Below are 26,302 nucleotides of genomic sequence, written 5' to 3'. Positions count from 1 at the left end.
TTTCACCTCTTCATAGTTAAAATTTAATTGGTTGATTATATGAATTATTTTTTAATATCGATTGTTCTAATTTTCTATATATAACTTGGCTATTTTTTCAAATAACGAACTCTTGCTAACTTCATTTATTTTTAAAATATCTTCAGTGAACGAATTAAAAAACAAATGTGTCACGGATTGTTCTAAAGCATTTAACAAATCACCATTACTATTGAAAGTGAGTAAGTTATAGATACGATTTTGCTTTGCAATATCTTGATTAGGTCTTTGCTTTTGGGCTACAAAGTAGAATAGATCGACGCCAGCTTCTTGCAGGTAAACATGATGATACTGCTTGCGTTCTTTCGGCAATAAATAGTAAGGCAATACAGAACTTTCAATGCTGCTTTGTCGATTGACGGTTCGTTCATCACTTTCAGCAACTGAAATAGAATCAACTAAGGTGTTACCAATAACTTGAGGCACACGTATTGTGCTATATGACGTAAGTAAAACATCATTATCTTCATCGTATAAATAGAAACTACCGTTGTGAAAGTTTCGTTCTCCAAAAAAAGAACACTCTAATTTCAATCTAGCTTCAGATTTAATCACCTGGTTATTTGTTATTTTTAATACATTGTCTTTTATCGTCACTTCAACAACTGATGCAAAAAAGTTATTTTTTCTTCTTGCCGTTTTTCTTACATAAACAAGCTTTAAGCTTGCACTAGGCAAGTTAATGTCTGTAAATTGCTGATTAATGAAGACACTCTGTTTTAACCACAGTTCAGATTTAATTCTTTCTAACTTATAGGGGGATATCGCATAGCGTTCTTCATCACCTTTTACTATCGATTCTTTATCCGATTCAGAAAAGTTTAGCCCCTGTATAACAACCTGCGTTTGTGATTCAAATTTATCAATCTTTAATCGTGTATAGTAATCAAGGTTCTGCTTTTGCGAAAAATTTGTATTGCAATAAGCATCCCAAAAGCCAGTAAACACCCTATCTGGCTCACAAGATAAAGTGATACTAGAATTTCCATCCCCTTCATTTAATACGATATAACTTATATCCGGTGACATATCTTCAATTGCTAATGAAGGCTTAACAATTGACAGACCAGTTTTCTCGAACTCTGAATGAAGCTGAGATAAAACTTTATCTTTTTTCACCGGGTCAAAATCACGCCCTAAATTATCTATTAGAACAATGTTTGAGGGATGCTCTTTTTCAGACTCTAAAAATTGATCAGTTACATGCGTTGCATTAAAGATGCGTGGTTCGAATGCTATATCTAGTCTATTTAATATGCCTTGTAATATGTCAGAGATAAGGTTTTGTGCATAATTAACTGAAGCAGGATATTTTTCACCAAAAGACATAAACTTGCGTTTGGAGAATTTCGTGGCGCTAATATCTCTATTTGCCTGATAGGAAAACTCTTTGTTTTTAAATAACGCTTTGGTCTCATCTAGATCTGCGGTTACAGCTTCCAACTTCTGAGTTTTAAACACCTTCTTCTTCAACTCAAAACACAACTCTTGAGTCGACGAAAAATAAATTACAGGTTTTAGCACTTCAAAATATGCCGTTCCATTCTTTTTTTCTCGACCAGACCTTTGCACGCTTAAGTAAAGCTCTGCGTTATAAAAGCTTGGAGAAAACTCATATTTATCCTTGGTTTGCTCCATAAACTCTGTCTTAAGCTGCAAGCTAATTAGTCCAGATATCAAACGCTCTTTTTGTGGCTTACTTAATTGAGATAATTCCTCAACCAATTCAGCGTAGTTAGGTAAAGTATGGGTTAAATAGAAAAAATATACTTCATACGAGCCATTGTTATATAGCTTTACCATCTCATATTGAACATTTTTATCCTTAGATAATTCTAATTCTCTGCGAATTGATATTTTTATTTCTCGATGAATTCTTTGCTCAAATTCAGCTTGGCTCTTTTCTTCCTTAACGAAAGACTTAGACTTACAGCCTATGTATAAATCACTATTAAGTGATTGAAATAATGATGCTATAAGTTCGTTGAGCTCTCCGTGAACATCAATAATATTAGTGGATGCTGCTGGCATATTATTGGCAAGAATAGTACTTTGATAAGTCATTACACATTTCCTTGAAGTAAAGTTGATACCACACGATTAAGTGCAATTCTTTGTTTAAGCTGACTACCGTCAAAATATTGTGTGGTTTCACCATCTGCATTTCTTTTGTGTTTTGGTCTATAGCTAGATTCTTCTTTAAAAAGGTTCAAATAATAGAGTTTCCCGCTGTTATCAACTTCTTGCTCGTGGTTCAATGAATTATTCTCTAAGCGCCCATTTACATACATGTAATGAACTTCCTCATAATTACCACTAACGTAGTCTGAGATAGTATTAACCTTTGATAGTGCTTTTTTATGAGTACTTTTGGAAAGCACTGCTTTATCTAAACTAGATGACCAATTTTTAACGTCAATGCATAACAGCATTCCCTCGACTTCTACATAAAAGTCAAAAAGCTCATACGCTCTTTTTCCAACCCTTTTAATAACTTCCTGAGTAGATAGCGGAGTAACGTTAAGTTTATCTAGGAGCAAAGAAAACAAGTGTTCTCCTACATTACCTTTAATCAATTTGATAAATTTTGGGTGAGGTACATACTTTTGGAAAGCACCTAAGGATATTGATGCACTTTCACGAACGAGCGTTGTGACTAGGTTATCCTGAGTAAATTCCATTTTACTGGTGTAGTCTAAAGATATCATTTTTTCTGGGCGATATAGGCGATCTCCATTGACTATATCAGTCAATATTTCTGGAGATTTATCGCTGTAACAGAGTTTTAAACTCTGCTTATTTCCGTCTAACGTTATGTACAATTTATCAATTGCAGCGGCAACCAATTTATCACTTTTTGCTATTTGAGATGTTTGTAATTGTTGAATGTACTTCTCTGGGTTACTGACAGACGTTATCTTTCTTAATAATTCATTAAACTCCATAGAATCATCATCACCTCTTCGGGCGTCTTCAATAATCTCGGGGACTGTTACTTCAAAAAACTCATTCAAAAGCTCTCCTGATGATTCGACCTCTAATTCAAACACCTCTCTCTCAGACTGTGTTTTGAATCCGACCTCAAGGCTTCTTTCGTGACATTCAGTTTTAAAGCGATGATTTAGTAACGACATACTTTCGAAAAATATGTCATTTTTAGGGTCTTTAGATAACCTCGAAAACTGAACAGCCGCTATATCAGCAATATCAGATGCCATATATATTTCACTAAGCATATTCGCATCTTTTCTTTCAATGCGACCAATGGCTTGCATAATAGCTTTCAGTAACTCAAGCTCATGCTCATAATTCAAGAATCGGTAATCTTTACCATGAACGAGATTTACCTCAAACTCGCTAAGTGCTTTGTCTTCAGAAGTATCTGAAATGCGCTTCATTATTGATAGACAATTAGCTAACGAATAAAGTGTTTTTTCGCCGGTTGCACTATCTTTTATAACTTGGCTCCAGAAGGGAGAATTAACTAACACCAGTCGCTCAAAATCAACCTCGAATCTACCACCGGATTCATTGAGGTATTCAACAAAATAGTTTAACCCTGTGCCGGCACCTTTGTAGGTAGACATAAACGCTAACTTCAAATTGTTTGAATCAACTTGAACAAACTTTCTAACATCAACCTCTTTATTAAGTTCAGCATTAAAAAGCACGGTTTGGATTACAGGTTTACCTTGGAAAGGAGTAAATTGGAATATTCTTCCCTTTTTGTCTAACTCTCTAAACCCTTTAGGTTGAGCTGCTCTTCCTGCCCTTATTGCCATCACATATTTTTTTAGTGCCCCTAAAAAATTTCCCGATAACGCCAAAGATAACGTATGCTTACCATCATAGGCACAAAGTAACCAGGCTGATAATTGTCTTTTAAATTCAATCATTTTGTATTTGTCTTGCTTAAAACTGTAATCTTTCAGTCTGTTATACCAGAAATCAAAAGTAGCCTTAAAATCATCTGTTAGTACACGTTCATCTATGACCTCACGGTTTTCATCAAATACGTGAAACTGAACTTTCCTCAATTCAGCTCTTGTTTCTCTTAAATTAACGAGTGTATCTTTTGAATTTGAATCTCTAACAACGATTTCTACGCCTAGGTTATTGTTACCTTCACAACAGTACTTTCTCAAAAACGGTTGATTATATTGACCAACAATATTTTTATTTATACCACTTGTAGCACTTAGTGCTATTACTGAATTTTGCGTATTATGCAGCATCCGTAGAATTGAAACTTCGGGTTGCTCTTTAATTAAACTCAAAGAAAAATTTACATAAGTGAGCTTTTCTAATGACGGTTCTCTAAATTCAAGTAACTTTTGCGGGATTAAAGAAAACACCGTTTTTGGATGAAAGTATGTATAAAAATGGTCAATCTGAATTTCCTCACTCTCATCTGGGCGATCAAACATGCTTTCAACTTCAGATGCTACCGTTCTGGCTTTCTTCATGAATTTGTATAACGGGTAGTTTTGGCTACTATCTCCGCCCTGTTTCAGTGACTTAACAAATTCAGATGATGATTTGAACTCTTTAGCTGCTGCTGCCAAAACAGCCATAGTTACTTGATAAACATCATGCAGCGATAAAGTGTTATCAGATTCATCGGTAGTATAATAAAGCTGGCATGTACCCGTACCATGAGCTAATCGAACTTTAATTCTTTTTAGACCATCTTCATTAAAGTAACGCTTAGGGGTAAAACAAAAAGCATTTCTTGTAAGGTTAATTATTTGTTCTGCATCACCATGCCTTATCTGAACAAAATCAATATTTCCTGCAAATGTAGTTAAAACTGATTTCAAATTGAGACCCGTCGATAAATCACAATATTTAGAAAGGTTATCTTTAATCTTTTCTATAAAAGCTAACTTATCAGCGTAAAATGGCGTGTATTCAATATCACTTTCAACGGTTTCCGTTGCTTGCATATATATTCGATAAACACCGGCAAATACATGGGCTAGCTGAATGTCTGGGGTAATTAAAGTAGTCGTTGCAGAATCAGAGAAAAGCTTGTGTGCATCATGTAATTCATCGATGACAACTGTAAAGCTTATTCCTTTATCGCGGAAGTAATTAGAATCATCAGCCTCGAAAAAGTCCTCTTTTAAAAACTCGACTCTTTTCTCATGTTTATCAGATAGGTGAATACCGGTTCTAATATTAGAATCCGTCAGATGCTTTTTTCCACCAACAATGCAATCAAATGGCATTGATTTAAAGGAAAACAGTCCTTGAGGATTTTTTTGAGGCAACCGAATATTAAGATCAAACTTGTTAGTTGTAGCAAGCATGATACAAGGTTTAACCATTGCTACAGAAAACGGAATACAGTGTTTAATAATTGCAGCTCGAAGCATGTCTAATTCAGTATTAGACTCAAACAAAGCCTCTAAATCCACGGGGGAAGAATTATAATTTAAGCAGGCCAAAGACAAATCAAACAACGTTTTTTCCATATTTCTGCGTTGTTCTTCAAGTTGCTTCTTCAAGTCACTTATAAGCTCTGCATTATCCGCTTCATAGATTTTTACCTCCGTATTAATACGGTTTTGAAGTGATTCAACTGTTCTTACTGACTGTGCAAGCCTAGTTAACCCTTTTTCTAACGATTTATACTTGGTTTTCTTCTTAATCCACGTTGTGTAAAGAACACTATTTTTTATTTTTTCGCCATTTGGTGAGCTAACCCAACTCTCAAATTCGAGGTCTGTAAGATCTAACATAGAAAGAAACGCGACAAACTCAATACCGGCGTTGTGTGCTTTACTAACTAAGCTTGAATCAAAATCAAATTGTGATTTTTGTGGACTAACAAAAACAAGATTTGTAAATTGACCGCTAAGATTTGGCTTAGTGGAATAATCTATGTACTCGGAAATAACACCATAGGATTTGCCAAAACCAGTACCATCATTTGATTGAATCAAACTAGGCCTGTTGTGGTTAGTTACATTATACAATTGGGATGCATGAGCCCTATATTTATTAACTGCATCTTTCAGTTTATTTTCAGGTTGTAACTTACCAACGGAAACAGCTATTGGTTCGTCTTCTTGAAGGTATGTTCTGTCTGAAAATTGATACCCTTTAGCACCGTCATGAACTAGAAGACCAGCCCTAACTAATTCATACTTTATATTCAGTTCACTTATCTCGAATTGCTCACTTAATAGAGATAGGCAATCTTCCAGTGGACTACTAATTTTGATCAATTCGGTTAGTGCCAACTCAAGTTGAGTTGCTCTTTCTGTAGATAACCTTTCAAATTGTGGATGAATACTAAACTGCTCAATAGAAACGTTAGCATCTCTTTTATAAAAAACACCATCTCTATAACTAGTACGGTTATTAGCCTTAAAAAATCCCATTTTAGCTAACATGAATAAAACAGCACGAGGTTCCTCATCAACTTGTTCAGCAATACAATGTATTACCTCACTTGACTCATTTACTTCCTTCAAAGCTACTAACTTTTTATCATGCACCTTAGCAATAACAAATAGCTGCTCTTTTTTTCCATTAGTCCATTTCATGAATAACCTCTAATACTATTAACCTTCAAATTACATTACATAATAAGAAATACCGTAGTTTTGCCTACCAGCAGTAGTTACATTTAAAACCACCAAAACACTTAGCCTTTCGGTGGATATGGATCATTACCGTAACTATTTTTCTCTCTGATTTGACCGTTCTTACCATGTATTAGCATTTCTGAACCTTGATTCTGTGCGATAGAGCGAGCCTGTGCTGCCGCTTCTGCCTGCGTGCTGTGAACTGATGTAGCTTTAGAGTTACCAGCGCCTTTAACTGCCCAACCAGAGTCATGTGGTACTACATGTTGATTTTTTCCTGACATTTTTTACCCCTTAATAAACAATTTAATAAACCTATATAACAAACATATACGGGTGTTCACTTAACACCCCTTGCAGTTCAATTAATAAACTACCGTATACCAATGATACATTCAAGATCTATTTTGGGTTTGATAGAAAAACCATTAAGATTCTTACAAGGCATTGTATTTGTACCTTGATAGAATCTATGCTATACAAGCTTTATTATAAATAAACGATGCTTAAAGATGATTGATCTCAAACATTTACCTTCACAACAAGTAAGCAGATTAAGATACATAGAGTTTTGCCTAAGATTTTTAGGTAGCTTTACCAGAGCTGATCTTATTAAAAAGTTTGGGATAGGAACTGCGGCTGCAAGTAGAGATATTGCTGAATATAAAACTCTGATGCCAAACAACATCTCTGATTCATCAAATTCAAAAAACTATTTCTTAAGTGAGGATTGGAAAGAGTTATTCAAATTCAAATCTTCAGAGGTTTTAGCACAACTTACAGGAAATGAGATTCAAGCTAATACAAAGTCTTATATATCGAGTGAAGTGATCGATATTATTGATGAACCTGATATTGAGGTTGTAACAGCTATAACAAAAGGAATTCTTCAACGAGCTCCTATCACATGTGAGTATTTCTCCAACTCTAGTGGTGCAAGTGAAAAAATACTAATTCCACACTCTTACATGTTTAATGGTTCAAGATGGCACTTAAGGGCTTATGATAGAACAAAAGGTAGATTTGCCGATTTTGTAATTTCTAGATTTAAAAGTGCTCATACTATTGAAGAACCTGTATTACCTAAAGAGCTTCAAAACGAAGATGTTCAATGGAATCGTCAAGTCGATTTAGAAATTATTCCTCACCCTAGCTTAAAAGATCCAAGCGGCGTTTTAAATGAGTTCAACATGACAGACGGCATACTTCGCAAACGAGTACGAGCATCATCAGTTGGTTACTTACTTCAAAAGTTATACGTTGATTGCTCAAAAGACCCTATTGTAGAAGAACATTACTTTAGATTAAAACTTAAGAATCGCTTGGCATTATACGGAGTAGAAGGTCTCCATCTAACTCCTAATTTTGATGGATTTAATGATTAACTTTTTAGTTAGTTGTATTAGCTAACTGTTGTTACAACTAACTATTCATTTATCAACATCATATCAATTTAAACGCTTTAGTGAAGTTTTTAGGGTGTTGATGAAACCTAACGTGGCCTTTGGCATTCAATCGTTTTCGTATTTGTCTGAAAGGTGGCGTGATATAACCCCAGTTACCAACTCTTGAAAAATAAATGACGTAATCAATTTTTGCGTCACCCCATTTATTTTCTACTAGAATTTCTTCATCATTGGTTTCAATTGATTTAACTTGGATGCGATAAAAATCATCGCCATCAGAGATAACAAAATCGGTTTTTAAACCATGATCTATCATGGGAAGAAAAACATCCCAACCATCATTGAGCAGCCAGCTTGCTGCTAGAGTTTCATATGAAAGACTTTTGTAATGTTTTAAAGATTGGTTTGCTGGAGTTGAGTTTTTTACAGGCATAGTTATATCCGATATAAATTAATGCCGCAGGCCAGTAGGGACCTCTATATGCTGCGAACCCGGTATCGTACTTGATTACCGCCAATTTAATATCACCACACAACCTAAAGGGTTTGTATCTAATAGAAAGGCTGCCAGCCTTGCAATTTCCCGTCACGGGTATCATGCATAAATACTATTATCAGACGTAACCGCCTGTGATAAAGCTTGAATATAAATTAGCAAAAGATGAGATTATCTTCAACCCTTACACTTAAAGTAAGTACAATCCGCACTAATTTACTTGTCTCTTGCCGTTCACCGTGAAGAACAAATAAAAGATAAGGATGATTCAAAATTTGTTATGCCAATGACCTTGCCAATATGGGAAAGATATAGACTGTTCTCGAAATCAAATTTTTTAAGTCATCGAGATCTACTTTCTTTAACGGTAATTTTTTTCAAATAACAAAATTAAGTTTCTGAGCCAAAACCTTCAATATTTCTTAATAGCTTTAATCTATCAATAATGGATTGATACTTTTGTATATTCTTTGGGCTATCACCGTTTCTAAAGCTTTTGAGATAGTTCAAGTGACCGTAAAGCTTTGGTAAAAGTTCAACGCTCCTTTCGATCTCAGCCCTATGAAAAAGCGCTCGCACCTCTTTTCTATGTTTTCTTGTTGGCCTTAATTCACCATTATTTATTGCAACACCAGTAACAATTTGGCAACCATTAAAACTAATAATTCGGGTTTTACCCTTATTTATTATTAATCCAAATGAACCTAACTCTTCCGTTATTAATTTCTCCATCTTTTTAAGTGCATCATAATCGTCAGAACCTATAGTTAAATCATCTGCATACCTGCTATAACTAAGGTTATTTTCAGCACAATATTTAGAAATGTAATCATCAAATTCATACAAATGAGAGTTTGAAATAATTGGGCTAGTAGGTGCGCCTTGAGGTAACGAACCATTTAACGTTACAAGTTTTGCAAATAAAATTGCAAGGTGAGGAGAAATTGAGTTTTCTGTGAAACATTGCACTACTTGTTTTATAGAAATATTATCGAAAAATGACTCAATATCCATACACAAAATAAATTTTTTATTGATATGCGCATTCGCATTATCTTTGATCGATTTGTTTTTGCGATATGAATAACAACTTTCATGTTGCTTAAGTCGTAAGAGGAAGTAGTCTAAGATCCAATACTGAACTGTTTTCAAGAATGCTCTTGGCGCACATATAACTCTCACGCCTTTTCCTGATTTTTTAGGTATTTCAAAATATCGATAATACTTTTGTGTATTATTACAAAAATCTTTTAACAAATAAGAGCTAACACCAATTAATTCAGAGGTTGTAAGAATGGCATGGCCAAGATTGTCAAACTTACTAGGTATGCTATTCGCACTGTAGAAATTTAGATTTATTGAGTTTAAGGGTGCTTCTGGTTTTGAACCAATATTTAATTGCAAATATACCCTAGGCCATAAATTTCTCTGGATTTGGGGTTGGGGCCCCGAGGACAGAGAAATTTCTGGCCTAGGGGATACTTTTGTGCTTGAGCTTGCTTGTTTAAGTGGTGATGCACCACCCGAATTTCTTTCAGAAGCACCCTTACCACTAAAATTAACATCCCTTGTTGATTTCAGCAAGTAAAGTCGCTCCTTATCTTTTAGCGCTCTAAGTTTGTTACCTAGAAACTCATCACCTTCATGAGTGATACTGTATAGCTTGTTTTTTTTCGATACACATCTTATATAGTCTTCATCTAAAAGCTTTTGGGCTGTTATCTGCATATCAAACTCTTTATTTGATTGCTTCAAAAGCACCTGAAGAATAAAGTTCTGGACCTCTTCTGGGGTTGCTGGTTGGATCACTCCAAGACCCCAAATGAAAGCTTTAAGGTTTAATTCACTACTCATGCTATTCTCCCCAAGCATGTGTGAAGACTGGAAATTCCAGATATAACTTCTTTAATCATCGAATCATTAAAATTACTAAATTCGTAAACACGGGCTTTGATCTTATCTTCCGCGAATTTAAAAGGGCCTTCCTTAATAAAGTTTTGAGTAGTTATAACGCTATCTTCATAGAAGATATAAACTTCCTTATTTTTTCTACTATTAAAAATGGAGCTAGAGAGTAAAGATAACTGAGAAAAAGTTGAGTGATCATCTGCGATAATAACTAGGGAGCTGCACTCATCGGACTCTATAAAATCTTGTTCTTCAAGATGAGGATATGTGCCAGTTGGTACTAAACGCCCCTTGCCACCACCAACTGAATATCTAATTTTTTCTTGTGTAAACTCTTGTATTAATTGAGAGTATATAGTTTTAGCTGTATCACTTGAGCTAATATCACTAGGTGCGCAAACCAATACTTTATATCTTTTATCAGATACTTGATTTAACAGCTCTTTTGCAAGCTCAATTCGTGCAGCTTCTGAATTTAAGGGTGAATTATGATGCAAATTACGATGAAATTTCTTAACACTGCTATTTATGGCAGCATCTTCCCAAATAGTCCCAATCGCTCTAACACTAACAAGGTCGATCTCAGAATTCACACTAATGTTAGGTATTTCCTTAACAATACCCTGTAAAAATAGTTCTCCGTTATACTCATAGAACAAACCAGAGCCTGATACTCCTTTATATTGGCTAGCACCTGCTGCACCTAGATTTATATTATGAAATTTACTTTTATTCACCTCAACACTATATTGGAAGTCAGTTTCATTTCCTGCAAACTTTATATCACCTATTGCTTGTGCTCGATCATCAAGTTCGGGGTAAACACAAACCTTTGAATTGGCTAAATAATTATTATCTTTTACTTCCAATAGACTTAGTTCAAAAAATGAAAGGTTAGTCTCATCATCAACTTTTCTAATTTGTACAATTGATAAGTCTGTATCTTTTGCGTTTTCTACAGTACCAAGGATATTAACTAACTTATAAATATGAGAATTAACTTCCACTTTTAATTCTATTAGTTCATGTCGAAGTCCACTCCAATCATCGTTATAAAGAACATGACCACATGTAATGATATAAAGATCATTTCCTTTTTTACATGGAACACAACTTCCTAATATAGACTTAGTATCAACCGTCTTGATATGCCCGACTAAAGCTTTTTTGTATTCTTCTAATATTGACACTACAGTTCTACATCCTGTTGAAATATAAAAGTTAAGCTATCTAGCTCAGCATTATATTTTTGCATGTAACGTTGCCTAATAATACCTTCAATTGGATAGTTAAGATAAATATTAAATTCACAGCCCTTTTCCCTTGCCCGGTTGGAAAGTAATTTTATAGTTTCAGGATCTGGATGTTCGTACTTATTACTATTTGTTGAAATGATATAATTATTACAATCAATAAGTTCTAATAAACCTGCATTAGTATTATGTTTGCTGCCATGGTGGGAAAGTTTAACTAAATCAAACTTATACTCTTCAAACTCTTTTAAGGACTCTTTTACATCATCAGCATGTGAATCTCCTAACATGAGTACCTTTTTTTGAGCATATTCAATTATTAAACATACGGAAGCTTTGTTTATGATATCCCCGTTGTTTTTCTGAGATTTTAGATAATCATAATCCCCCTTTACTTCATCCCAAGTCCTGCTTAAGTCCCAATTATCGCACAGCTTTTGGCAAAGACTTTGGGTTGGGAGTATTGGAGTGATTTTCAAACCTTCAATTTCAATCGGAGCGCTATCTTTTGTTACAGGAAGAAAGTCGGTACCTCTTTGCTGTAGCATTTTTTGAAGCGTATCACCATGTTCGTACCTTACTTCACTGCCATTGTAGTTACTTGCTAAGTCAGGGTTATTCATGAAAAAGGTACAGTTTGAAATATCAATTTCTGGTTGTTTGATTAAATTAATGACTCCGCCAATATGATCATAATCTACATGAGTTACAAATACCGCTCTTAAATTATTTCCTTGTACCTTTCTTTGTATCTCACCATATGTATTAGGCATTCCGCCATCAATCAGTAGATTGTTTTCTTTCCACTTGATAACAAAAGAGTCACCTGTCATTGCTTTCAAAGACGATACGATCATAAAAAAATTGAGGTTAAGTTATATATGAATTAATAATCTCACAGATTTAAGATATTGTTAATCCATTAAAAGTTATTAATTTTTTATACAGGCCATTCCGCAGTTTTACTTATTTAAACATTTGCCGTACATAAGAAAGAATATTCATCTACGAAAAATCTCCTGTTTTCATACGATCTAACATCCCTAAAACCTCATTAATTCCTTCACCTGAATCTAATAATGATAAAGGCGAAACACCACCTAGCGGCACTTTAGGCCTAATTAACCAATCCTCAACCATACCTTCATTACCTTTAAATAAATTCATCAGTTCATCAATTACCTGTTGTGGTATTTCGACACCTTGAATTGTTTTCTTCATGATTTATTCCTTTTATGCCATGGTTGCTTCGGTGGTAAATGACGGTATAGCCACTTTATGTCGTACCTAAATAGCCAGTTGTAATGTACAGACGCAGCCTTTTGGATTGCATGCCTTGTATTAAGTGATTCATTTCTCATTGCAATGAGTAGCTTAGCTCTGCGGATATAACGCTTCATCCAATATCGGCGCTTAAAACGAGCTTCTACAACATCAGGGTTTTGGGAGAGAATTTGCTCTACAGCCCCTACTGAGAAACCCATATCTATCGCTATAGACTTAGTTTTTTCATGACGCTTTAACTTTTCTAGAATCAGTACTCTTTCGTCCTCAAAAATACACTGCTCTCGCCTATCGATTTTAATATTATTTACAACCGCAATTTGCTTTACTTTCCCGACACTAAGACTACTGCTTCTACTTGCTTCGCGTAAGCTATGTCCTTTTCTTAAAGTATTAAGCGCAACATTTTCATTATCATCAAATTCGTGCTCTGTAAGTGTTTTTGGCTTAGTTCTATAATCAAAAACACTTTGTTCAAACATCAGAAGTTCTTTCATACCTTCAAATAGCATGGCAATAATTAAAATGTGCTTTAATGGGTGGTGCTGTGATACTGAATGATAGAATATACTTGCAGGAAATGTACGTGATTTTCCTAGTTCAAATATATCTGCAATGGCTTCATCATCCATCACTGGAGCCCAGAAGTCTTCAAGTAAAGTTCTAAGCTCAGTTTGATTAACAGAAAGAGATTCAGAAGCTAAACCAATATTTAAAAGCTTGTAACGATAAATATCGGCAAGCCTTTCCCCGTCTAGTTGATGAAAGCTATTAGCCAACAAGTATTCAGTCACTTTAGCCAACTTTAAGGACTCAGGGCTTGCAATAGTCAATACAGAGCTACTTAGGTCTTGAGGAGGTAATTGAAGGCTTCTACGTTGCTTTACGTGAGGTATTAGTTTTAGCCCATGCTTAACGCATGCAGATACTCCAGGTAATTGATGCGTAACATGCCAGTATGCAACACCTTTATTTTCAATGTCACTCTTTGAACATTTAGGGCAATAAAGTAATTCACTTGTATCATTAACTCTATTGGCTGTAATAGAGAGATATTTATGGATTCGTTTTGTATCGCCTGAGTAAATTAAGGATAAGATTTTGTGGTAATTACTCTCACAGACGAAGTTTCGAAAAAACGGAATAACAGTATGTTCATTTAATAGTTTATGAGCATTGATGCCCGACAGTTTCTCAAGTTCTGGGATAAAGCTTGGGAATGTAGAGTCAACCTGCTTACCTCTACTCCCCAAAAGTTCAGTTAGAATTCGTCCAAGATAGGGTTTTGGTGTATCAATAACCCAGCGAGAAACCCAGCTATATAAAGTCTCATCTTCAAATAATGCCGGGCAATATTGAGCTAAATCCTTATTCATCGGGCTCATCTCCCATAACCAATTTCAAAAACTCATGCTCTAAGCCAAGAGACTTGAGCATTAATAACAAACTAATAGGTGGAACCTTGTTACCTCGATAAACCGTAGTGACAATATTTAATAACTTTTGATTTGGTTTTAATATCGATAACTTATCTCGATTAAAATATGCCTCTATTACGCCATCATTAAGCCATTGGTTGAAGTCCTGCTGCATATTGGTAACATCTTTGCGTAACGATAAAGGGAGGTTTCTAGGTAAAGAATTAAAACCCAATTGACACCTCATCAAGCCAATAAGTGACTCAATGGGAACAGCGGAGGTACTTTGTTGAAGATATAAACTTATAGATTCAATCCAATTAATCAATACTGAAGTGGGTAACTCTTTTGCTACCCACACACTATTACATGCAGGACACAACCCGTCATGAGGCGGTAACCAGAACCTTTGAAATGTTTGAAAACTAAAGCCGCAGTCAGCGCAAGTTGTTTGTAGGGCGCAGCCGTGTTTATAGCATTTAAGCAGTGTTGGAACTTGGTGGTTGGTATGCCAATAGGTCGTACCATATTCTTGATAATCATCATGAGCACATTGCTTACACCACCGCCAATAATGAGCATGTTTAAGGTTTTGCTGTAACTTAGGCAGCAACTTGAAACTCTCCCCGCTCTTTAATAGTTCATCATTAAACAACCCAAGTTCTGTTGATGTTAAGAATGAGCGATAATAAGGAAGTAGCGTATGTTCTTTAAGTATAACCTCAAGCGGCATAGTCTCTTTATAATGACTAGCTAAATCACGAAAAACAGGACGCCAAACTGCTGAAGGCGTTAATTTTGTCAGGTTTGACGATACTTTTTTGCAAGTCATCAAAAAATCATTTCGCCCTGTTAAATCAAACCACCGAGCCAAGACACTTAGCAAATGCTCGTTAGGGAATAAATACGGCAACTCAACATTATTGTTCATCGTTACCTATCCCCTGTAAAAATTCATCAGAAGACAAGTCACTAGATACGCTAGCAACTGTGCCTTTTGAATTATCATCTGTTTTCAAAACTTTTGTAGGGTTGCTTTGTTGTAACTTAGCTACATTTTCAGCTTCAAGCTTTTCGCTATTAGAATAGGTAGGGTTTTTAGTCGATTTATCACGTATTAAAGATTCAAATTTTTCAGGGTTGTGCTTCCTCAAAGCAATTAACGCAGGATCAATCAAACTAAATTGCTGATCATAAACAACTCTTAATAATTCAGGGCTGAGTGATGTAAAACCTTTTGATTGGTCGGTGACTTTATTAAAATCATGCTGCACTGCTTCATGATGCAAAAGTGCTAATCGAGTCATAATGGCAGGAAGCCCGCATGATAATCGGTGAAATTCAGATCGAAACTCTTCTAAGCGAGTAGTATTAGTATCTAATATGAATGCACGGGGAAATAAAGCATTAAACAGGGTATTAAAATGTTTAGAATCAAACTTATTTAAACCAAGGACAAATTGTCTATCGCTAAGCATACGTCTAACAATAGTAATATCATGACCTATGCGATGGTCATCCTCTTTGAGTGTTTGAAACAAATCAACACCTTGCCGGGTACAGCTTAAAATAACGGGAATGCCGATTTTATTAAATAAGCTTTCCAGTAATTGCAATGAAGGGCTATGTTCAGCTTTTTTATAGCCTAAAATAAATTGTAATTCATCAATGTGAATTAAGCCTAAGAAATGCTTCATCGCTACATGTTGAACAGCGCCAAACATAACATCAGCACCAAACTTATTTTTATCTACCCATTCTTTTTTATGTTCAGTACCAAGTACATCATCTACCGCTTTAAAAAAGTTAGCGCACAAAGCTTTAGGGGAGCCTGTAGCCGGCATATCAATCGATAACCAATTCAATTGCTTTTTATTAAAAGGGGTTCCCTTATAGCTGCTATGCTGTACAGCTTGTGGAGTCTTGCTTAGTACACTTCTGATCAACGTAGTTTTACCGGTTCCTGATTCACCTGAGACAAGAACAGATGGTGCTGTTGTAGGAGCTAACCCAGGGTAGTTTTCAGGTTTATACAGTTTTTTTTCACGTAATGAGTGTGAAATATTGGTATGTATTTTTACTGTGTCCGCTGAGAATGGGTTCCTATGAACATAACCAAAAAGGTTCAGGCTCATGATTTTATTATATAAAGCCTGGGTATAAGGATGAGGTGAATTAACAACTGATAATTGTCTGAGTTGCGACATTTGATAAACTTCAGGTAGCTGCCAAAAATTCTCCTGAGCATTGGGTAAAATTGTTAATGAATCGATCAGCTTCTCGTTCGATAGCTCAATCTGAATCGATTCCGACAAAGGATTATTATTTAAATTTAAATCAAGGTGCTTATTATAACTTGCAGGTAATATCATGATGTCTCCTATAACAACGCATCGTTGTCAGAATCTAATTGAGGTTGAATTTGGGTAGATGCTTGCGATAAAAGATCGCCCTGCAAAGCCAATTGATGGTCAATTGCTTTGATTACATGCTGAACGGCAACGAATACCTTTTGGCGCTGCTTAATATCTCTTTGCACGCCTTTAGAAGTGTTTGTATCAGCACCTTCGATGGCATCCTCATTTAACCGCTTAAGCTCGGCTAATAAGTTGTTTCTTTGGATAGTCAGCTTTTTAGTATTTAGCTTATTTTGATGCCGTTTATCTTTAAACTGCTCTAATAAATGCTGTACTGGCTCCCAATGCTGGCCAATAAAAGGGCTACCGTTGTTAACATTTTTCAAGTCGAAACGAATATATTGACCGTCTGCCGTTTTATGCCACAAACTTGAAGTCCAAGATTTAGGTCTCTTAACAATAATCTTGAAAGAACCATTTAGGTTGGCAACTTTGAACCAGTCAGCTTCTTTTGCATAATCGGATAAGTACACTAAACCTTTAAAGTAGATCCCGTCCCCTCTGACAGTTGCTTCTTCCTCAGGAAGAAAAGCCCAATGGATGCGGCCAGGATCTATTGCACGACCATCTCTTCCACCATTCATTTCTTGCTTTAGTCCATGTAGATAAAGTGCTTCAGGTGTGATATCAATACCTGATTGAATCGCATTAATATCAAATCGGTGAAGTCTATCTGCTGATTTATTATTCTTAATGATTAGGTCAATTAACTGTATATTAATTGAGTCGTAATCAAGAAGTGACTGCTGAGACGCATGTTGATCTCCACGCTGGGCATGTTGATTTAAAGCTCCAGGAACAAAGTGAACCCCTTTATTTTCTAAGCACCTGAAAGCGCCTTCTACTGTACCTTTTGCATCCCCTCTGTAAACAGCTGCAAAGCTATAACCTCGAATACCAAGCTCAGCCTGTAAGACGGTACTAATCACTTTATCGGGTTGCTCAGTTCCATTATCTACTGCTGCTTGTACTGGAACGTGATGAGCTGGCCAATCACCTTCAGTTATTGAGTAATTAAACCGTGCAGCAAATTCAACTTTACATGAGCAAGCATTAACTAAAGCTTGTGCTGCCCCTTCCCAATTAGGTCCATCAAACCCTAAATAGAACCCAACAATCATTGTTGAGTAAACATCGATAACTAAATAAAGGACAGGACGCCCCATACTGTATTGGCCTGTAGTATCGAATGGATATCTCACATAAACATCAAGTACAGTAGCATCAATTTCATAGCGATATGTTGATCCGATAACCCCCTCTAATGCAGAGCCTTGTCTATCAGCGAAATCTTTTTCGTAACTAATATTTCCGTGTTTAATTTGAAGGTATAACTGTTTATCAATAATGCGTTTTAAATGATAATAAACCTGCTCTTCAGATAAGCAGTCTTCTTCTCTTTCGAAGGGAATTCTAATTTGGTGAATTTCACCTTCAATTTCCCGTTCTAGAATGGTCGTTTCAAAGTTGAACTGATAAAGCTCAATCGCTTTCTTAAACGTAAAGTTAGGGTATTCTTTTTTACCTTTTTCAGACTTTAAAAATTTAACTAGCTTCGCAATATTGCTTTTATGCTCAGAAGTAATACCAATATTAGGGGCTGAAATCCTTGCCTGTCTAACGGGTTTACGGCCTCTTTTAATATTTCTATCTTCAATTTTTAGAGGGACTTTATAATTACTGCCAGAATTTTTAAGCTTACAGGGCAACAATGCATTAGGATGACAGCCAAAGACAATATAACGATTCAAGGTATTGTAATAAGCTCCTTTTGTTGTCCATACCTCTTTCCTCTTATCAGAATTAACCTTAAGTAATTTAGCTTTTAGCAAATCAGCGTTAGCTAAATTACTTTTAATCAGCTCCTCCAGCTCATCAGCTACACCTTCACCATAAATATATTGATTAATTAGCTCAGGAGTCGTTAAAGGTGCAGTTAACCAATGCTTCCAATCCCGATTAATGAGCCATGTCTCACGACTCTGTTTAATAAGCTCTTTATCACTAAAGGACATCTCTCCTGGATAATCAAACTGCTCAGATTCAACGCCTTTTTTGCGTATAAGAGCTACTAAGTCTGTTACTTTCCAAGCTTTAGGTTTAGAAAAGTTATCCTTACTACTAACATGTTTAACATCTGCAACGGCAGCGAAGCGATAATCAAGGCTCACATGACAAACCAAAAGTTCTTGCTGAGGGTTATTAACTTTAATCAATTGACCTACATAAATCATAATTCGAGCTCCACTGGGCGGAACAACCGAATATGTTTATCACAATTGATAGGTAGTAAATTATGCAACCCCATATACTGAAAAAGGCTCTGGATATGCTGAAAAGACTTACCAGTTTTGACTTCTAACGTCTTAAAGTGATCTTGCAACCACTTGTGTGGAGCTAACAACCAAGCTTCAACAAATCCAATAGCAAATTCAGTGAGTTCACTTTTTGAAGCCTTAAAATCATACGCTAACTCGAAGTAATCAAAATTCCATGCTTCAGCCTTTGTGGCATCTCGCTCGGTAAGCACACGATAATCAACACCTCTTGCTTTCCAATATTGCCGCTCTATATCAAACTTCTGCCATGTGCGAGTTTTAATCTTTCTTACCTTACCATCTACTTCTTCATAAATTTGCTCCCAGTACTTAAAAGTGTATGCGACACGGTATGTTGAGCCACTTTTATTCATATATGTAACAACAAAGTCGGTCGTCATTACATAACCTAAATTCGTTTCCCAATCACGCGGGTGAATTGCATTTAAAGCAACAGCAATATCAAGCGTCTCATCAATATCAAGAGCATACTGCTCTTCAATTTTTACAACACTTTTAGATGAAAGGATCTTCTTATAGGTTCGGTATTCACCGTCTGATAGCAGGTGTACATGCCGCTTTTGAATAGGACAAAATAACCAATGACGGCGACCAATTTGATTAACATCTCGCACGGTGAGATAAGGTCGGTATTTTTCAAGAAGATCCTTCTTCCATTTATTCAATTTTGTAACAGTTTCTTTGTTTACTGTTACCTCAGTTCTTCTTTTTAACTTGCTCATTTTTACACCTATTTTAAAAAGGCGAAATGTAGCAAAAACAATCTACTCACGGAAGACTGCACAACAACCTAAGACTATGATATAATTAGACTTTATTATACAGTATCGGCTAAAATGTCATTAAACATTAAATGTTAAAAAAATAAAGTTTAAGCAAAAGTAGGTAAGTAATTGATGAGTATAAAAAATGAAAAATCAGGCTGATTTAGCATATTAATAAGTATCTATAATGGCATTTAATAAAAAACCTTCCAGATATTTATATTAGTTATATCAACAGTGTAACTATTCCAAAATATTCTATCCCAAAATCAATTTATTTTTTAGGTCGATATAAAAACGGTATATATCAGCTAATTCTTTGAGGGAAAACACCCTATTACTAAATAGGACTATCTTTTTAATGTGTTAATGCTCTAAAATTTTCATCTATAAATTAAGCTCAGAATAAAACCGCTGAATGTTCCTTGCATGATAAAGTTTAAGTTAAATCATTGCTCATAGGCATTCCCCTTAATCACGGAAGAAATATATGATTGAATCAATTTCTATACAAGGAGTGGCAAGTTTTCAAAACCCTACCCCTGTATCACTCAATACAAATAAGAAAATAGTGCTGTTTTATGGTCATAACGGCACGGGGAAATCCACAGTAGCAAGATACCTTCAGGATACAACACGTATTAACTATAGTAATTGCAGCTATGTGTTACCTAATTCACAAGATTATGAGACCTTAGTTTACAATACTGATTTCGTTGAAAAAAACTTCTCGCAAGATAGCTTCGAGGGTGTATTTACTTTAGGGGAGACTAATGTTGCGGCTGAGCAAGCTATAAGCACAGCAGAATTAGAGATAAAAGCATTAGAAGAACAAAGAGTTCAAAAGCAAACAATTAGCACTCAACATGAAGAGAAAAAAAACACCCAAGTAAAAGCAATTAAAAACAAATGCTTTGAAATTAAAAAAGAGCATGACAAAAAAGATTTAGATCACTGCTTAGTTGGCTTTAAGGGCTCGGCTGCTTCGTTTTATGATGAGCTTCTAAAAACAACCCTAATTGAAAAACCTGAATATACGTTTCAAAGTTTATCTACAGAATCTAAAGAACTAAATAATAAGAGCGCTGTACCAAAAACTATGATTCCGACCGTAGCTCTAAATCTGGCTTCAAGCGAATCAAATACTATTTTAAGTGAAGTAATTGTAGGCTCTAGTGATAGTTATTTAGCTGAGTTAGTCGATAAGCTCCAAAACTCAACTTGGGTAGATAATGGACGTATTTATCTCGATGATGCTGAAAGAAAATGCCCGTTTTGCCAACAGGCAATTGATAATGAATTAGTTGAAAATATTAACAATCTTTTCGACGTTTCGTATGAAGAAAAAAAAAGTGAGTTAAAAATTCTACAGAGTGGATATAAGCAAGCAATTGAAACTTTAAACGAGACACTATCAGGAACTCACTACACGACGCTTAACGATACAAAATTCGACCTAGCTAAAGAAAAACTTTCAGGTGTGCTTCAAGCAAACCTTACAAAACTGAATCAAAAACTAGTAGATCCAAGTATTAAAATCACCCTAGAATCTACTATTGATTTAGTACAACCAATTAATGATATCATCAATATTCATAATGCTTCTAGACGAACATTTAACGCTAGATTATCAAAGAAAAAAGAATCTCTCACCGCAATTAAAAAGAAGTTTTGGTCTTTGGTTCGTATTAAGTATGATGCTGAAATAAAAGCCCACGATACTTTAATTGAATCAATAGAAACAGATATTAAAACGACTAAAACAGAAGAACGTGACCTTACTTCAGCGATACAAGCTCAAAACGAAATTATTGCTGAAAACCGTAAAAAAATCACCAATATTGAAACATCGGTCATTAGCATAAATAATCAAATTAAATCGATAGGTTTAGAGGGTTTTGAGATCAAACAACAGCCAGGTGAAAATAACCATTATTACCTTTGCCGTGGTCCTTCTTCGAGCGGGAATGATGTCTATAAATCGCTTAGTGAAGGTGAAAAAACACTTATTACTTACCTTTACTTTTTAGAGCTATGCCAAGGAAGCGTAAACAGTGATTCTTCAACCCCAAAAAATAAGAAGATTATTGTCGTTGATGACCCTATATCAAGCCTATCTCATAATTATATTTATGAGATAGGAGCTCTTACGCATAAAAAATTAATTCGAGGCTACCAATATGCACAAGTAATATTACTTACTCACAGCCTTTATTATCTGCATGAAATGTTAAAGTATTTACCTAAAGGGAAAGACAATGCAGGTAATGATAAATTTGATAATAAATGTAATTTATTTAGAGTTCTTAAAAATATTAATAGTAGTATTGTTCCTATGGGAAGAAGTGATATAAAAAATGATTACCAGTCATACTGGCAGATTATAAAAGACGCTCAAAATGGCAGTACTAATAACATTGTTTTACCTAACATAATGAGAAATATACTCGAATATTATTTTTCTTTTGTACATAAAACAGATGCGCTCAAAGCCGCTCTAGATGCACTTGAAGAAGCAGATGCTGAATTTTCCCCTTTCTTTAGGTTTATTAACAGGGAATCACATTCTGACTCTGTAAATATAAATGATTTAGGGGAGATCGACTCGGATAGATTTATTACCAAATTTAAAGATGTATTCATCAGGACTGACTTTGAAGAGCATTACAATAAAATGATGGTGGTATAGAACATAACTAAATTTGTAATAATGACGAAATGTGTCTGCATATTTAAAACTCAGACAAAGTACTTTTAAGATGTCCTAATTTAGCCTTAAAGACTCCATTGAAATCTATTTAAAATTTAGACAAACTATAAAAACGTTTTTATAGTTTGTCTAATTTGTTGTAGCTCATATCTGATCTTACAGTTTCGATGAATAGGTTTGGACTTTATCTGACAGTTAGTTATGAGCAATCAAGAGATCGTTGCTATCATTTACAATGACTTGAAGACTTCTACAAAGCGGACGTTTAAATAATTCAACCCTGCCCAAAAAGATTAATTTGATTTATACATCTTCACTTTATAAATCAAAATCCCTCTCCATATGATTTATAAAATACGGGGTTTTAAATCATAATTCGATATAAAGTGATTTATAACGAACAAAGGTTTAAATCATTCAAACTAAAAATCAACAATAGCTATATCAAAATATTATTCTAACTTAGGCTCAGACTATTTACTTTGAAAGTTCATTGTAAATCTAAATTTAGCTGTTAATGGGAAGAGGATGAAAAGTTACAGGCTTTGAGAAGTTATTGAAGAGTAAATTATTAAGCAAAAAAAAAGCGAACCGACCGGTTCGCTTTTTAATTAATCGTCTGATAACTGATTTAGTTAGTCACAATCTCTATTTCGGTCACAACCTTTATTAAAATAGTCACAAACTTTATTATCAGTTACCATTAAGTAGCCATTATTATTCGTAGTCCGATAATGGGACACAAGAACACATTAAGTTACGGTCTCCATAAACATCATCAATACGATTAACCGTCGGCCAGAACTTATTCGCCTTAACCGCTGCACTTGGGAACACGGCCACTTCACGGCTGTATGGACGTGAGTCAAACTCGCTGTCCATAATATCAGCTAGGGTGTGCGGTGCATTGTGCAGTGGGTTGTTGTCGCTTGGCCACTCGCCTGCTTCAACTTTAGCGATTTCGCCGCGAATTGAGATCATTGCTTCTACGAAACGGTCTAGCTCAACTTTTGACTCAGATTCTGTTGGCTCAATCATTAAGGTGCCCGCTACTGGGAAGCTCATGGTTGGCGCATGGAAACCATAGTCATTAAGACGCTTAGCGATGTCCATTTCGGTCACGCCAGATGTTTCTTTCAGTGGGCGCAGGTCAATAATACACTCATGAGCAACACGGTCGTTACGGCCAGTAAATAGCACTGGGTAATGGCCTGATAGCTTTTTCATCACGTAGTTGGCATTTAATAGTGCCATTTGCGTAGACTGTTTCACGCCTTTAGTACCAAGCAGTTTAATGTACATCCAGCTGATTGGAAGAATGCTAGCACTGCCGTATGGCGCGGCTGAAACTGCGCCGTTGTTGTCGCTTTCACGGCCTGGTTTAACGATTTGATGACCTGCAACAAATGGCGCTAAATGCTTTTTGATACCGATTGGGCCCATACCTGGTCCGCCGCCACCATGTGGAATCGCGAAGGTTTTGTGTAGGTTAAGGTGCGATACGTCTGCGCCGATAAAGCCTGGTGACGTTAAGCCAACCTGTGCGTTCATGTTGGCGCCGTCAAGATACACTTGACCGCCATGTTGATGCACGATTTCACAGATCTCGCTAATTGATTCTTCATACACACCGTGAGTCGATGGGTAAGTGATCATGATGCACGATAAGCTGTCAGCAAGCTCAGCGGCTTTTGAACGTAAGTCTTCTAAATCAACGTTGCCGTCTTTATCACACGCTGTCACAACCACTTTCATGCCTGCAAGCTGGGCTGACGCTGGGTTGGTACCGTGAGCAGATTGTGGGATTAAACAGATGTCTCTGTGTCCGTCGCCACGTGACTCGTGGTATTTCTTAATCGCAAGCAGCCCCGCGTATTCGCCTTGTGCGCCTGAGTTAGGCTGGATACATACTGCATCGTAACCTGTGATGTTGACTAAGAAGTCAGATAATTCGTTGATAAGCTGAGTGTAACCTTCAGCTTGGTCAAGTGGGCAGAATGGATGCATGTTAGCAAATTCTGGCCAGCTTACCGGTAGCATTTCAACAGCCGCGTTCAGCTTCATGGTACATGAGCCTAAAGAAATCATTGAATGGTTAAGGGCTAAATCTTTGTTCTCAAGACGCTTGATGTAGCGCATCATTTCAGTTTCGCTTTGGTAGCTGCTGAATGTTGGGTGAGATAAGATTTTGTCGTGACGGATAAGCTCAGCAGGGATTGAACCTTTGCCTTCGCCAAATGCAGCGCCATTAATGATGTCGGTGTCGATGGCAGTCACATCAAGCTCGTGCCCTTCACCTAAAATGACATCAAATAACTGTGCAATATCTTCACGGGTGGTGGTTTCATCTAAGCTGATACCCACAATGCCGTCAGCATCGATACGTAGGTTCATTTCAGCGGCTAATGCACGTGCATTAACGGCGTCAACATCAAGCCCTTTTAGTGAAACCGTGTCAAACCATGTGTTGTTAACCAGCTCAACACCTTTGGTTTTAAGACCCACGGCTAAAATGTCAGTTAAACGATTAATGCGGCTGGCGATATTTTTCAGGCCAACTGCGCCATGGAATACAGCGTAAAACGACGCCATATTTGCCAGTAAAATTTGTGCAGTACAAATGTTTGAGTTGGCTTTTTCGCGGCGAATGTGTTGCTCGCGTGTTTGCATTGCCATACGCAGTGCTTTGTTGCCACGGGTGTCTTTAGATACACCAATAATACGACCTGGCATTGAACGCTTATGTGCGTCACGAGCAACGAAAAACGCGGCGTGTGGCCCGCCGTAGCCCATTGGTACGCCAAAACGCTGTGCGCTACCAAATACGATGTCTGCGCCCATTGAGCCTGGCGACTTAAGTAATACCAGTGACATGATGTCAGCTGCAACGGTGACAATGGCTTTCTTTTCAGCAAGCTTAGCGAACAGTTCAGTGTTGTCGGTGATTTCACCATGGCGGTTGGTGTATTGGAATAATGCGCCAAATAGTTCGTAGTTAGCGGCTTCTTCAGCTGGCCCTACAATCACTTCAAAACCGAAACATTCGGCACGGGTTTGTACTACATCTAATGTTTGTGGGAACACATCATCTGCCACAAAGAAGATATTCGCTTTTTTGGCTTTAGAGACACGCTTAGCCATGGCCATAGCTTCAGCAGCTGCGGTTGCTTCATCAAGCAGTGATGCTGATGCAAGGTCAAGACCGGTTAGGTCCATCGACACTTGTTGGAAGTTTAAAATTGCTTCTAAACGGCCTTGAGCGATTTCTGGCTGGTAAGGGGTATAGGCAGTGTACCAACCCGGATTTTCAAACACGTTACGTAAAATGACGTTTGGTACTTCAGTTCCGTAGTAGCCCATACCGATGTAGCTTTTGAATACTTTGTTTTTATCAGCAATGGTGCGGATGTAGGCTGTGCCTTCCGCTTCGCCACATGAATCACCAATGGTTAACTCTTGCGGTAAACGAATTGACCCAGGCACAGTTTGTGCGGTTAAGTCTTCAAGCGACTCAGCGCCAACGTAGTTCAACATTTCTTGTTGTTGAGTTTCGTTAGGGCCAATGTGTCGGCTTAAAAATAATTCGTGTTGCTCTAATTGAGTTAGGGTTTGCTTTGTCATGAGAAGTCGTGTTCCAAATCTGCCAGAATCAAGCTGTAGGGCATTAAACTG

16 protein-coding genes are annotated in these 26,302 nt (G+C 36.4%); 2 read left to right on the top strand and 14 right to left on the bottom strand.

Annotated elements, in window-relative coordinates:
- Nucleotides 1-66: 66 nt before the first annotated feature.
- The 3 genes from AB4128_RS13985 to AB4128_RS13975 form a co-directional block, all read right to left on the bottom strand.
- Nucleotides 67-2,103 carry a hypothetical protein gene (locus AB4128_RS13985; protein ID WP_372038041.1) on the bottom strand — a complete coding sequence of 679 codons (2,037 nt, stop codon included), beginning with the start codon at nt 2,101-2,103 and terminating at the stop codon, nt 67-69.
- Entirely contained in the window at nt 2,103-6,593 is a 4,491-nt protein-coding gene (locus AB4128_RS13980) for a hypothetical protein (RefSeq protein WP_372038040.1), read from the bottom strand. The genes AB4128_RS13985 and AB4128_RS13980 overlap by 1 nt, the downstream gene beginning before the upstream one ends.
- Before the next feature lie 101 nt (nt 6,594-6,694).
- Nucleotides 6,695-6,919 carry a DUF2188 domain-containing protein gene (locus AB4128_RS13975; RefSeq protein WP_101215510.1) on the bottom strand — a complete coding sequence of 75 codons (225 nt, stop codon included), beginning with the start codon at nt 6,917-6,919 and terminating at the stop codon, nt 6,695-6,697.
- A 228-nt stretch (nt 6,920-7,147) separates the two neighbouring features.
- Between AB4128_RS13975 and AB4128_RS13970 the strand changes: the two genes are divergently transcribed.
- A complete protein-coding gene (locus AB4128_RS13970; RefSeq protein ID WP_372038039.1) occupies nt 7,148-8,020 on the top strand; it encodes a helix-turn-helix transcriptional regulator in 873 nt (290 codons plus the stop codon).
- Between the two features lie 58 nt (nt 8,021-8,078).
- On the opposite strand, the gene AB4128_RS13965 is transcribed toward AB4128_RS13970, so the two are convergent.
- The 10 genes from AB4128_RS13965 to AB4128_RS13920 all read right to left on the bottom strand — a co-directional run bounded on the left by AB4128_RS13965 (nt 8,079) and on the right by AB4128_RS13920 (nt 19,878).
- A complete protein-coding gene (locus AB4128_RS13965; protein WP_101215512.1) occupies nt 8,079-8,474 on the bottom strand; it encodes a hypothetical protein in 396 nt (131 codons plus the stop codon).
- Nucleotides 8,475-8,927: 453 nt separating this feature from the next.
- Nucleotides 8,928-10,391 (bottom strand): retron St85 family RNA-directed DNA polymerase, encoded by a 1,464-nt coding sequence (locus AB4128_RS13960; protein ID WP_372038038.1) that lies wholly within the window; start codon nt 10,389-10,391, stop codon nt 8,928-8,930.
- Nucleotides 10,388-11,635 carry a hypothetical protein gene (locus tag AB4128_RS13955; RefSeq protein WP_372038037.1) on the bottom strand — a complete coding sequence of 416 codons (1,248 nt, stop codon included), beginning with the start codon at nt 11,633-11,635 and terminating at the stop codon, nt 10,388-10,390. The genes AB4128_RS13960 and AB4128_RS13955 overlap by 4 nt, the downstream gene beginning before the upstream one ends.
- The gene (locus AB4128_RS13950; RefSeq protein WP_372038080.1) at nt 11,635-12,531 is read right to left on the bottom strand and encodes a ComEC/Rec2 family competence protein; all 897 of its coding nucleotides are present in this window, start codon (nt 12,529-12,531) and stop codon (nt 11,635-11,637) included. The genes AB4128_RS13955 and AB4128_RS13950 overlap by 1 nt, the downstream gene beginning before the upstream one ends.
- Before the next feature lie 172 nt (nt 12,532-12,703).
- Nucleotides 12,704-12,919: an antitoxin Xre/MbcA/ParS toxin-binding domain-containing protein gene (locus AB4128_RS13945; RefSeq protein ID WP_372038036.1), complete on the bottom strand. Its 216-nt coding sequence runs from the start codon at nt 12,917-12,919 to the stop codon at nt 12,704-12,706.
- Entirely contained in the window at nt 12,916-14,358 is a 1,443-nt protein-coding gene (locus AB4128_RS13940) for a TnsD family Tn7-like transposition protein (protein WP_372038035.1), read from the bottom strand. The genes AB4128_RS13945 and AB4128_RS13940 overlap by 4 nt, the downstream gene beginning before the upstream one ends.
- A complete protein-coding gene (locus AB4128_RS13935; RefSeq protein ID WP_372038034.1) occupies nt 14,351-15,331 on the bottom strand; it encodes a TniQ family protein in 981 nt (326 codons plus the stop codon). Before AB4128_RS13935 ends, AB4128_RS13940 begins: the two co-directional genes overlap by 8 nt.
- Nucleotides 15,321-16,772, bottom strand: a complete 1,452-nt coding sequence (locus AB4128_RS13930; protein ID WP_372038033.1) for an ATP-binding protein — start codon at nt 16,770-16,772, stop codon at nt 15,321-15,323. The genes AB4128_RS13935 and AB4128_RS13930 overlap by 11 nt, the downstream gene beginning before the upstream one ends.
- Before the next feature lie 8 nt (nt 16,773-16,780).
- Nucleotides 16,781-18,988, bottom strand: a complete 2,208-nt coding sequence (locus AB4128_RS13925; protein WP_372038032.1) for a hypothetical protein — start codon at nt 18,986-18,988, stop codon at nt 16,781-16,783.
- 59 nt (nt 18,989-19,047) lie between these two features.
- A complete protein-coding gene (locus tag AB4128_RS13920) occupies nt 19,048-19,878 on the bottom strand; it encodes a TnsA endonuclease N-terminal domain-containing protein (protein WP_372038031.1) in 831 nt (276 codons plus the stop codon).
- A gap of 532 nt (nt 19,879-20,410) precedes the next feature.
- On the opposite strand from AB4128_RS13920, the gene AB4128_RS13915 reads away from it, so the two are divergent.
- Entirely contained in the window at nt 20,411-22,609 is a 2,199-nt protein-coding gene (locus AB4128_RS13915) for an AAA family ATPase (RefSeq protein ID WP_372038029.1), read from the top strand.
- Between the two features lie 738 nt (nt 22,610-23,347).
- Here the strand turns inward: AB4128_RS13915 and gcvP are convergent.
- On the bottom strand, nt 23,348-26,251 hold the full coding sequence (gcvP, locus tag AB4128_RS13910; protein WP_372038028.1) for an aminomethyl-transferring glycine dehydrogenase: 2,904 nt from the start codon (nt 26,249-26,251) through the stop codon (nt 23,348-23,350).
- Nucleotides 26,252-26,302: the final 51 nt, after the last annotated feature.

This window comes from Shewanella sp. 10N.286.52.A9, assembly GCF_041468985.1.
GTDB classification, from domain to species: Bacteria; Pseudomonadota; Gammaproteobacteria; order Enterobacterales; family Shewanellaceae; genus Shewanella; species Shewanella japonica.
Note: the sequence above shows the minus strand (reverse complement) of the source record. Positions and strands in the feature narration are given on the sequence as shown.

What these genes read in the sequence shown, in the direction of transcription:
- AB4128_RS13945 (WP_372038036.1), bottom strand. Translation starts at nt 12,919, where the DNA reads ATGAAGAAAACAATTCAAGGTGTCGAAATACCACAACAGGTAATTGAT.
- AB4128_RS13920 (WP_372038031.1), bottom strand. Translation starts at nt 19,878, where the DNA reads ATGAGCAAGTTAAAAAGAAGAACTGAGGTAACAGTAAACAAAGAAACT.
- AB4128_RS13940 (WP_372038035.1), bottom strand. Translation starts at nt 14,358, where the DNA reads ATGAATAAGGATTTAGCTCAATATTGCCCGGCATTATTTGAAGATGAG.
- gcvP (WP_372038028.1), bottom strand. Translation starts at nt 26,251, where the DNA reads ATGACAAAGCAAACCCTAACTCAATTAGAGCAACACGAATTATTTTTA.
- AB4128_RS13985 (WP_372038041.1), bottom strand. Translation starts at nt 2,103, where the DNA reads ATGACTTATCAAAGTACTATTCTTGCCAATAATATGCCAGCAGCATCC.
- AB4128_RS13915 (WP_372038029.1), top strand. Translation starts at nt 20,411, where the DNA reads ATGATTGAATCAATTTCTATACAAGGAGTGGCAAGTTTTCAAAACCCT.
- AB4128_RS13980 (WP_372038040.1), bottom strand. Translation starts at nt 6,593, where the DNA reads ATGAAATGGACTAATGGAAAAAAAGAGCAGCTATTTGTTATTGCTAAG.
- AB4128_RS13975 (WP_101215510.1), bottom strand. Translation starts at nt 6,919, where the DNA reads ATGTCAGGAAAAAATCAACATGTAGTACCACATGACTCTGGTTGGGCA.
- AB4128_RS13965 (WP_101215512.1), bottom strand. Translation starts at nt 8,474, where the DNA reads ATGCCTGTAAAAAACTCAACTCCAGCAAACCAATCTTTAAAACATTAC.
- AB4128_RS13970 (WP_372038039.1), top strand. Translation starts at nt 7,148, where the DNA reads ATGATTGATCTCAAACATTTACCTTCACAACAAGTAAGCAGATTAAGA.
- AB4128_RS13935 (WP_372038034.1), bottom strand. Translation starts at nt 15,331, where the DNA reads ATGAACAATAATGTTGAGTTGCCGTATTTATTCCCTAACGAGCATTTG.
- AB4128_RS13960 (WP_372038038.1), bottom strand. Translation starts at nt 10,391, where the DNA reads ATGAGTAGTGAATTAAACCTTAAAGCTTTCATTTGGGGTCTTGGAGTG.
- AB4128_RS13950 (WP_372038080.1), bottom strand. Translation starts at nt 12,531, where the DNA reads ATGACAGGTGACTCTTTTGTTATCAAGTGGAAAGAAAACAATCTACTG.
- AB4128_RS13930 (WP_372038033.1), bottom strand. Translation starts at nt 16,772, where the DNA reads ATGATATTACCTGCAAGTTATAATAAGCACCTTGATTTAAATTTAAAT.